The sequence below is a fragment of the Bradyrhizobium sp. 35 genome, assembly GCF_023073215.1.
Classification (GTDB): domain Bacteria; phylum Pseudomonadota; class Alphaproteobacteria; order Rhizobiales; family Xanthobacteraceae; genus Bradyrhizobium; species Bradyrhizobium canariense_D.
This window is the reverse complement of sequence record NZ_JADPJC010000085.1, coordinates 87,060-95,749: the sequence shown is the minus strand read 5'-3', so window position 1 is coordinate 95,749 and position 8,690 is coordinate 87,060. Positions and strand designations below refer to the sequence as shown.

At 64.2% G+C, this 8,690-nt stretch carries 9 protein-coding genes and 1 pseudogene; 6 read left to right on the top strand and 4 right to left on the bottom strand.

From position 1 onward, the window contains the following. The 5 genes and pseudogenes from IVB36_RS19270 to IVB36_RS19250 form a co-directional block, all read left to right on the top strand. A pseudogene (locus tag IVB36_RS19270) lies at positions 1–130 on the top strand (chemotaxis protein CheW); the annotation flags it as partial. A gap of 31 nt (positions 131–161) precedes the next feature. Beyond that, complete coding sequence (locus IVB36_RS19265; protein ID WP_018456638.1) at positions 162–548, top strand: response regulator; 387 nt, start codon at positions 162–164, stop codon at positions 546–548. A gap of 59 nt (positions 549–607) precedes the next feature. Then, positions 608–1,489, top strand: coding sequence for a protein-glutamate O-methyltransferase CheR (locus IVB36_RS19260; protein ID WP_018456637.1), 882 nt, complete (start codon positions 608–610; stop codon positions 1,487–1,489). 2 nt (positions 1,490–1,491) lie between these two features. After that, positions 1,492–1,806: a hypothetical protein gene (locus IVB36_RS19255; protein WP_018456636.1), complete on the top strand. Its 315-nt coding sequence runs from the start codon at positions 1,492–1,494 to the stop codon at positions 1,804–1,806. A gap of 141 nt (positions 1,807–1,947) precedes the next feature. Beyond that, positions 1,948–2,451, top strand: coding sequence for a response regulator (locus tag IVB36_RS19250; RefSeq protein ID WP_018456635.1), 504 nt, complete (start codon positions 1,948–1,950; stop codon positions 2,449–2,451). Between the two features lie 56 nt (positions 2,452–2,507). On the opposite strand, the gene IVB36_RS19245 is transcribed toward IVB36_RS19250, so the two are convergent. Further along, positions 2,508–2,762, bottom strand: a complete 255-nt coding sequence (locus IVB36_RS19245) for a hypothetical protein (RefSeq protein WP_018456634.1) — start codon at positions 2,760–2,762, stop codon at positions 2,508–2,510. Positions 2,763–2,946: 184 nt separating this feature from the next. On the opposite strand from IVB36_RS19245, the gene IVB36_RS19240 reads away from it, so the two are divergent. After that, positions 2,947–3,582 (top strand): response regulator, encoded by a 636-nt coding sequence (locus IVB36_RS19240; protein ID WP_018456633.1) that lies wholly within the window; start codon positions 2,947–2,949, stop codon positions 3,580–3,582. Between the two features lie 117 nt (positions 3,583–3,699). On the opposite strand, the gene IVB36_RS19235 is transcribed toward IVB36_RS19240, so the two are convergent. From IVB36_RS19235 to IVB36_RS19225, 3 genes are all read right to left on the bottom strand, one after another. Then, entirely contained in the window at positions 3,700–7,296 is a 3,597-nt protein-coding gene (locus IVB36_RS19235) for a PAS domain S-box protein (RefSeq protein ID WP_247392736.1), read from the bottom strand. Then, positions 7,274–7,702 (bottom strand): response regulator, encoded by a 429-nt coding sequence (locus IVB36_RS19230; protein ID WP_018456631.1) that lies wholly within the window; start codon positions 7,700–7,702, stop codon positions 7,274–7,276. Before IVB36_RS19230 ends, IVB36_RS19235 begins: the two co-directional genes overlap by 23 nt. 201 nt (positions 7,703–7,903) lie before the next feature. Further along, a complete protein-coding gene (locus IVB36_RS19225) occupies positions 7,904–8,620 on the bottom strand; it encodes a GntR family transcriptional regulator (protein WP_018456630.1) in 717 nt (238 codons plus the stop codon). Positions 8,621–8,690: the final 70 nt, after the last annotated feature.

Here is an 8,690-nt window from a genome sequence, read left to right as displayed (position 1 = left end):
CCCCGTCAATCTCGACCCCCGCATGGCCAAGCTCGCCGGCGGTGTCCACCGTCTCGACGGCCAGCTCATGGTCGTCCTCGACGTCGATCGCGTCCTCGAACTCAAAACCGAAGTGCAAATGGCTGCGTGAGCCCCAAAAACATCGAAGCCGGAGAACCCAAATGAAGACGTGCTTGGTGGTCGATGATTCCAGCGTCGTGCGCAAGATCGCACGCCGGATCCTGGAAGGCCTGCAATTCGAAGTCACGGAGGCCGAGGACGGCTCCAAGGCGCTCGAGGTCTGTCAGCGCAAGCTGCCCGACGCGGTGCTGCTGGACTGGAACATGCCGGTGATGGACGGCTTCGAGTTCATGGGCCACATGCGCCGCCTGCCGGGCGGCGACCAGCCCAAGGTTGTATTCTGCACCACCGAGAATAACGTGGCTCATATCGCTCAGGCGCTCAGCGGCGGCGCCAACGAGTACATCATGAAGCCCTTCGATAAAGACATCATCGCCGACAAATTCGCAGAAGTCGGCTTGATTCCGGTCGGACAAGCCATGGTCTGAGTGTCTGGCGGAGTGTTCCAGCCAGAGTGTTCCCAGTACAGCTTCCGAGAGGCCTATCCGTGACCCCGACCGAGTATGATTATCTGCGTAAGTTCCTGAGGGATCATTCCGGGCTCGATCTGTCCGCAGACAAGCAATATCTGATTGAAAGCCGGCTGTTGCCGCTGGCGCGCAAGGCCGGGATCTCCGGCATCGGCGAGCTCGTGCAGAAGCTGCAAGGCGCTGGCTCGGGCGCGCTCGTCACCAGCGTGGTCGAGGCGATGACCACCAACGAGACCTTCTTCTTTCGCGACAAGGTCCCGTTCGATCATTTCCGCGACACCATCATGCCGGAGATCATCAAGGCCCGCGCCGGCCGCCGCAGCGTCCGCATCTGGTGCGCCGCCGGCTCCACGGGGCAGGAGCCCTATTCGCTCGCGATGAGCCTAAAGGAGATGGGTGCGGCCCTAACTGGCTGGCGCGTCGAGATCATCGCGACCGACCTGTCGCAGGAGGTGCTCGAGAAGGCCAAGGCCGGCATCTACAGCCAGTTCGAAGTGCAGCGCGGACTGCCGATCCAGATGCTGATGAAATATTTCAAGCAGATCGGCGAGACCTGGCAGATCAATCCCGAGCTGCGGGCGATGATCCAGCACCGGCAGCTCAATCTGCTGCACGATTTCGCTCAGCTCGGCACCTTCGACGTCATCTTCTGCCGCAACGTGCTGATCTATTTCGATCAGGACACCAAGATCAACATCTTCAACCGGCTGGCTCGCCAGATCGAGGGAGACGGCTTCCTGGTGCTGGGCGCGGCCGAAACGGTGGTCGGACTGACCGACACGTTCAGGCCGATTCCGGAGAAGCGCGGTCTCTACAAGCCGAACGACCCGCGCGCGGCGGCCGCCAAGCCGGTTCTTGCCGGCGCAGCGCCGCGCCTAGCGGTCATGGCGGGACGATAGGCATGGCCGAGGATGGCAAAGGCGCGGAACGCGTGACGTTCAGTCGCGGCTATGATGTCTGCATCATGGCCATCGACGGCACTTGGCGCCGCGACTGCAAGCTCAACGCGATCTCCGACACCGACGCCATCCTGACGGTGGAAGGCTCGATTCAGGGCCTGAACCTCAAAGAGTTCTTCCTGCTGCTGTCGTCCACCGGCCTTGCCTACCGCCGCTGCGAATTGGTGCGCGTCAACGGCGTCGAAATGGACATTCAATTCCTGCGGGGCAAGAACCGGAAGAAGCGGGCCGTCGGTGGCCGTGACGAGGCGGCGTGATCTTCACGTGCGTCGCGTCGCCGTTTTCCGCGACGTTGGTTCGCATTTGCTGAAACATCCGACTGAATTTGCCGTCGCGGCTTTACGTCGCCTAAGCGCGAACGGTGTATCCATTGCCGGTCTCAATCTCAGGATACGGCAATGCCCAGAAGCTCTTTCTCCTCTCTCCCGTCAAACCTGCCCGACGCCGCCGAGCGGCGCGCGCTTCAGCTTCTGGTGGTCGATGACGACGGCACACAGCGCAGCCTGATCACGATCGCGGCCAAGCAGGCCGGCCACGAGGTCACCGTGGCGCCGTCCGTGGCCGAAGCGATCGAGAAACTCCGCACCGCGCGCTTCGACTGCGTGACACTCGATCTCGTGCTAGAGGATGGCGACGGCATGGACGTGCTGGGCGAGATGGCCAAGGCGAAATTTGGCGGCGCCGTGATCGTCGTCAGCGGCATGGACGGCAAGCGCCGCAGCGCCGCCCGCAGCTTCGCCCGTTCCGTCGGGATCGAGCTCCAGAGCCTGCCCAAGCCGCTGGATCTGGCCGCGTTGCGCATCAGCCTCGCCAATCTCGGCAAGACCGCGATGGGCCTGCCGGCGATCCACACCTGGGGCGGTGTCGCCACCGACGCGATCGTGGAGCGGCACCGCGCCTGATCCGCGGCCGGCCATGCGATGAAAGAATGCGGTCGCCGCGTCGCAGCGATCGCGATCTACAGCGTACCGCTGGCCTCCGACAGGCATTCCAGGGCGTGGCCAAGGCCCGCCCGGCAGGCGTCGAGCGCGGCGATCGCCCTGGCATACCGGGGTGTGACATCGTCGAGCACGAAGACGTCGGCGGAACTTTCCGGATCGCTCCCGTGTTCTTGAGCCATGGCTGTGGCGGTCCGGCGCATGCTGCTCTCGATCTGCGAGATCAGCACGCGAAGGTCGGCCGCAATCAGCTCACGGCTCTCGACTTCGGGCATTGCCACGAAAGGCGGTAGCGGCCAAAATTAGCATGGATATTCTCCGTCCTCTGCAATTAGGCGCCTCGCCGCTACTTGTGCGTCAAGTTCATGTCCCGTACAAATACGGTGGGCCGAATCCGCGCCGAACGCCATAACGGTTGGGGCGGACGCGAGTCCTTCATGCCAACCGGATGTGTGGCACATGGCCGAACAAAGCTCTCGCGGTGAAATCTTCGTGGTCGACGACGACGCTGCCGTTCGCGACACCTTGTCGATGGTGTTGAAGGCGGCGGGCTATGAGGTGATCTGTTTTGCGGACGGCGCAGCATTGCTCTCCGTCGCGCGAAGCCGCACACCTGCAGCGGTCCTGCTCGACGTGCACATTCCCGGCAAGTCCGGGCTCGATATTCTCAATGAGCTGCACGGCGAGGACTATCCGGCACCGATCTTCATGATCTCCGGACAGGGCGATATCGCGATGGCGGTCGGGGCCATCAAGAGCGGCGCGCTCGACTTCATCGAGAAGCCGTTCCGCGGCAGCGAGATCGTCGGCCGGCTCGACGAGGCGATCGACGCCTATGCCCGCAGGCAGTCGGAGAACGCAGCGCCGAAGTTCGGCTCGCTGCATTTCCCCGGGCGCGAGCCGTTGACGCGCAGGGAGCGCGAGGTGCTTGAGCAGTTCGCCGCCGGCGCTTCCAACAAGGAGGCCGGCCGCACGCTCGGCATCAGCCCGCGCACCATCGAGGACCATCGCGCCAACATCATGAAGAAGCTCGGTGCGCGCAATGCCGCCGATCTGATCCGGATCGTGATGACCGCGGCGCAGCGCGCGTCGTAAATTCCGTGGGCGACATTTCGTAGCCCGGATGAGCGAAGCGACTTCCGGGACCTGGCTCGTGGTGTTCCCGGGTATCGCTTCGCTCACCCGGGCTGCGGGCTCTCACCCGACGCGCCATCAACTGTTCAACGCCTTGCGGATGGCCCGCGCCAGATCCGATTTGCGATAGGGCTTCGCTAGCAGCAGAACGCCCGAATCCAGCCGGCCGTGATGGATGATCGCGTTCTCGGTATAGCCGGACGTGTAGAGCACCCGGAGATCGGGACGCGTTCTCTGCAGTTCGTCGGCGAGCTGCCTTCCGTTCATCTTGCCGGGCATGATGACGTCGGTGAACAGGAGGTCGAACGGTTTTCCGGCGGCGACGATTGCGAGCGCCTCCGCGGCGTTCGCAGCCTGCAAGGTGACGTAGCCGAGCGAATGCAGCTGTGCCAGCACGTAGTCGCGCACCAGCCGGTCGTCCTCGACCACAAGGATCGTCTCGTGTCCGCCCTCGATGGTCGCCGGCGTCACGCCCTCGCCGACCGCCGTCGGCGTCTTGCCGGGCGGCAGGTACATCTTGATCGTGGTGCCGTGGCCTTCCTCGCTGTAGATCTTGATATGGCCCGCCGACTGCTTGATGAAGCCGTAGACCATCGAAAGCCCGAGTCCGGTGCCCTTGCCCGGTCCCTTCGAGGTGAAGAAGGGGTCGAACACCCTGGCCAGCATGTTGGCGGGAATTCCGCTGCCGGTGTCGCTCACGGCGATCAGCACGTAGTGTCCCGGCGGGACGTCGTTGACGCTGGCATAGACCTCGTCGAGATAGGCCGCGCCCGTCTCCACGATCAGCTTGCCGCCGCCCGGCATGGCATCGCGGGCATTGAGCGCGAGGTTGAGGATCGCGGTGGTGAGCTGGCTGGGATCGACGATCGCGACGCAGTTCTCGTCCTCGAACACCGATTCGATATGGATCTGCTCGCCCAGCGTCGGCCGCAATAATTTCGCCGTGTCGATGATCAGCGCGTTGACGTCGATCTCGCGCGGCTGGAGCGGCTGCTTGCGCGCAAACGCCAGCAGGTGCTGCGTCAGCTCGGCGCCACGCCCGGCGGCCTCGTCGATCATCTTCGTGATCGCCGCGAGCTCCGGCTCGTTGGCCACCGCGTCGGCCAGGATCTCGATCGTTCCGGTGATGACGGTGAGAATGTTGTTGAAGTCGTGCGCGACGCCGCCGGTGAGCTGGCCGACCGCCTCCATTTTCTCGGCCTGGCGGATGCGCTCGTCGGCCGCGATCTTGTCGGTCAGGTCGCGGTAGAACGAATTGAAGAGAACGCCTTCGCGTCGCTGGAGCGCCGTGACGCTGAGCTCGGCCCTGAACTCCTTACCGTCGCGTCGCCGCACCAAAAGTTCGCGCCGTGGTTTAGCCAGCGATTGTTGCTCGGATTCGAGAAAGAGCTTCAGTCTGGCCCTGACGCTTTCGCGCTCACTGGGGGCGACGAAAAGCTCAATCGCATTCTTGCCGATCGCCTCCTCACGGGTCCATCCGAAGAGCTTCTCGGCCTGCGAGTTCCAACTCAGGATGGCCCCGGTGTGGTCCGTCTGGGTGAAAGCATCGAGCGAGGTCTCGACGATGTTGCGCGCAAGCTGTTCGCTCTCCCGCAAGGACTCCTGTGCAAGCCTCGCTTCTGTCATGTCGCGCCCGACAAAGAAGTAGCGCTGGGCGTGGTCGGACCAGCTGCCGAGCCAGGACAGCCAGACCTCACGACCGTCCTTGTGGAAGCAGCGGGTGTCCGCGAGCTTCAGCCGCTCGCCGCGCCTGAGCGCGCGCATCTCGTCGCGCGACTGGTCGAGATGGCCGGAATGAATGAAATCGGCGCCGCTGCGGCCGATCATCTCCTCCGGCCGGTAGCCGAGAATGGCCTCGCTGCTCGGACTGATCTGCGCGATGTGGCCGCGCGCGTCCATCACCATGATCAGATCCTGGGAGGTCTCGAAGATCTGTCGCCGTTCCTCGAGCTGCTGCTGCAGCGCCCGCTCGGCCCGTCGCGCCTCGGTCAGGCTGCGCGCGGTGCCGGAGGCGCCCACGATCTCGCCCGATGGGCCCCTGATCGGCGACAGGCTGAGTGAGATTTCGACCGGCGTGCCATCCTTGCGCAGGCGCACCGTCTCGAACCGTTCCATCGGTTCACCTCCGGCGATCCGCCGCAAATAGTCCTTGCCTTGCTCGCGTCGGTCGGGTGGGACGATGATCGAGGTGGATTTCCCGATCGCCTCATTCGCCGAATAGCCGTAGAGGCGCTCGGCGGCGGCATTCCAGCCGGTGATGATGGCGTCGAGCGATTGCATCACGATCGCTTCGTCGGAGGATTCGACGGCGGCGCTGAACAAGCGCTCGCGCGCTTCATGATGGCTTCGCGCGGCCTCGGTGCGGCGATGCTCCTCGATCTCGCGTTCAAGCGCGGTCGTCTTCGCTCTCGTTTCTTCGACCATTTGCGCGAATGCCCGCGCCAGCACGCCTGTCTCTCCGCTCGCATCGACGGGAATCTCGGCGCGCCGTCCGCTGCCGATCGCTTCCACCGCCGCGGTCAGACGCCCGATCGGCCGCGTCAATGAGCGCGCCAGCAGTACCGCAAGCAAAGCTGCGGCAAGGACAGCAAGCAGGCCGACCAGTGAGGAGGCTTTTTGAATGGCCGCCGGAACGCTACTGAACACGGATGGTGGGGCCGTCTCGATGACTGCCAACCACTCCTTGCCGGCCAGCAGTGCCGGTGCGAGCGCCGCTCCACTCGGCCGGCCCGCTTGGTCGCTCGTAAGCTGCGTGGATCCTTGCGGCAGGCCGGCCCGGGCTGCAAAGAAAGGAAAGTCCCGGCGCCAATCGTTGGCGTTGCCAAGCAATGCACCGAATTCCCGCGCACGATCAGGGTGGACAAGATAGTCGCCACGCGAATTCACGACATAGATTTCTCCTCCTGCGCTCGTGGTCGAGCGGACGCGGTCGAGCGCAGGACGCATGTCGATATTGGCGATGACGATGCCGAACGGCTTGCTATCAGGCGTGAACAGCGGAGTCGCGACGCGCAACGTCGGAATGTGAGGGTCCGTGGTTCCTCCCTGCCGCGTGGCGAGATCGACGGGCGAAACATAGATGTCGCCCGGCGCCAATCGAATCGTCTCCTGGAAGTAGGTTCGGTCGCTCTTGCGTTCCAGTTCGCCGTCGGGGACGATCCGTGCTGTTCCGTTCGGGCCGGCGCGATCGACGCGGACCAACTCGCGCTGGTCGTCGTCAAGGCCGATGATTCGAAATTGCCCGTAGCTCGGTTTCGCGTCGATCTCGGCTGCGAGCCGGGCTGCGATGCGCTCGCGCCAGGTTTGCTCGGAAACGCCGTCGACATCGTCGAGGCCTCCACCGATGTGGGCACGGATCAGGCCGTTGATGGCCGCGGCGGAGCGATAACCGAGCAGATCGCCGCGCGCGCCGGCAACGTAGGATTCAAGATGGGTGGCCAGCAGGCTCGACTGGGCTTCAATCCGTTCCAGGACCCGCGGAATGACGGCCTGGGTGATATTGCGATAGCCGAGCCAGCCGACTGCGGCCACGGTGACCGCCACCAGCAGGATCATCGCGATGGCGAGCCGCGTAGCGAGTGTCATGGGGAAATCTGCACCGCTTCCTGAATGGCCGTGCCCGCGCTCGGTTGGAACAGAATGAAGGTTCTTGTCATCGGCGGCCGGTGCTGACATCCGGATTCCTCACCGATGCCGTCCGCGCCGCGTCCAGGCAGCCAGCGACCGCGGCGAGCAGCGCGTCGGCCCGGAACGGCTTCTGCAAGCTCGCCACCGCGCCGAGCTTGGTCGCCATCTTGAGGAAGTCCGGCTCCGCATGGGCGTCCGGCGTGAACGAACGGCCGGAAATGACGACGATCGGAATCGCCGGCTGCAGCGCCCGGATGTGGCGCATGGTCTCCAGGCCGTCCATGCCGGGCATGAAGATGTCGAGAAAGAGAAGGTCGAACTGGCCGGCCTCGAACAGCGCAAGTCCCTTGCGGCCGTCTCCGGCGACGGTGATTTGATGACCGGCCCTCTCCAGGAGCAGCCGAATCGTCATCTGCACGGCCGGATCGTCATCCACGATCAGGATGTTGGCCACGTCTGGTATCCTCCCGGGCCGGATGGGGTGTCCCAGCGACCGCAAATCAAACCATCAACTCTGAAATTGTTGCGCGGATTGCATCTGGCCTGCAAGCACTTCGCCATCGATCCCAAGATTGCTCGCAAAAGGCGAACTCGGTTGCGTCAATTTATGCACGGTGACGTGCACAAGCGCTCGCGACAACCGCGCGCCATATGCCTAGTCGGTCAAATATTCCGGATAGTGGCTTCGGATCGTGTCGAGCTCGCTCAACGTGCCCGACAGGTGCTTGCGCAGATGCTGTTGCGCAGCATCGGCGTCGCCGGCCTCGATCGCGCGCGTGATCAGCTTGTGGTGGCGGACGATGTTCTGGGCCTTGCCGGGTGAGGGCAGATGCATCCGGCGCAGCCGGTCGATATGTCCGCTACGGCTGCGCACCAGCGTCCAGAGTTCCTGCTTGCCGGCCGCGGCATAAAGCTGCGCGTGAAAATCATTGTCGCCAGCGATGAAGCTCTCGAAGTCTCCGGCCTTGGCGAATTGCTGCTGGAGCGCGATCGTGTGGTCGAGGCGTATGACCAGGGCTTCGCCGTGCTGCTGCGCGAGCAGCCGGACGATTTCGAGCTCCAGCGCCTGGCGCAGGAAATGGGCCTGCTCGGCCCGACCGACGTCGACGCGGCTGACGACGGTGGCGTGCTGCGGAAACACGTCGACCAGCCCTTCTTCCTCGAGCCGCATCAAGGCGTCGCGGATCGGCGTCGAGCTGACGCCGAATTGTGCGGCGAGATCCGTGCGCGACAGCGGCGAGCCCGGCGGCAATTCGAGCGCGAGAATGGCATTGCGCAGCCGCTCGAATACTTGCGGTGCGGCCTGCCGGGCCCGGTCGAGCCGCGCGCCGGGGCGGGGGGCTACGCGGGGCGCGGGTTCGGCTGGTTCCATGCGAAGCGCTCCGGCCAGCTTGCCTTTGATACACTAATGCATTAGTGCATTAGCAAGATCGCTCGTCAAT

Coding starts and splice junctions, on each gene's coding strand:
- IVB36_RS19235 (WP_247392736.1), bottom strand. CDS start 7,296: ATGTCAGCACCGGCCGCCGATGACAAGAACCTTCATTCTGTTCCAACC.
- IVB36_RS19265 (WP_018456638.1), top strand. CDS start 162: ATGAAGACGTGCTTGGTGGTCGATGATTCCAGCGTCGTGCGCAAGATC.
- IVB36_RS19255 (WP_018456636.1), top strand. CDS start 1,492: ATGGCCGAGGATGGCAAAGGCGCGGAACGCGTGACGTTCAGTCGCGGC.
- IVB36_RS19250 (WP_018456635.1), top strand. CDS start 1,948: ATGCCCAGAAGCTCTTTCTCCTCTCTCCCGTCAAACCTGCCCGACGCC.
- IVB36_RS19240 (WP_018456633.1), top strand. CDS start 2,947: ATGGCCGAACAAAGCTCTCGCGGTGAAATCTTCGTGGTCGACGACGAC.
- IVB36_RS19245 (WP_018456634.1), bottom strand. CDS start 2,762: ATGCCCGAAGTCGAGAGCCGTGAGCTGATTGCGGCCGACCTTCGCGTG.
- IVB36_RS19225 (WP_018456630.1), bottom strand. CDS start 8,620: ATGGAACCAGCCGAACCCGCGCCCCGCGTAGCCCCCCGCCCCGGCGCG.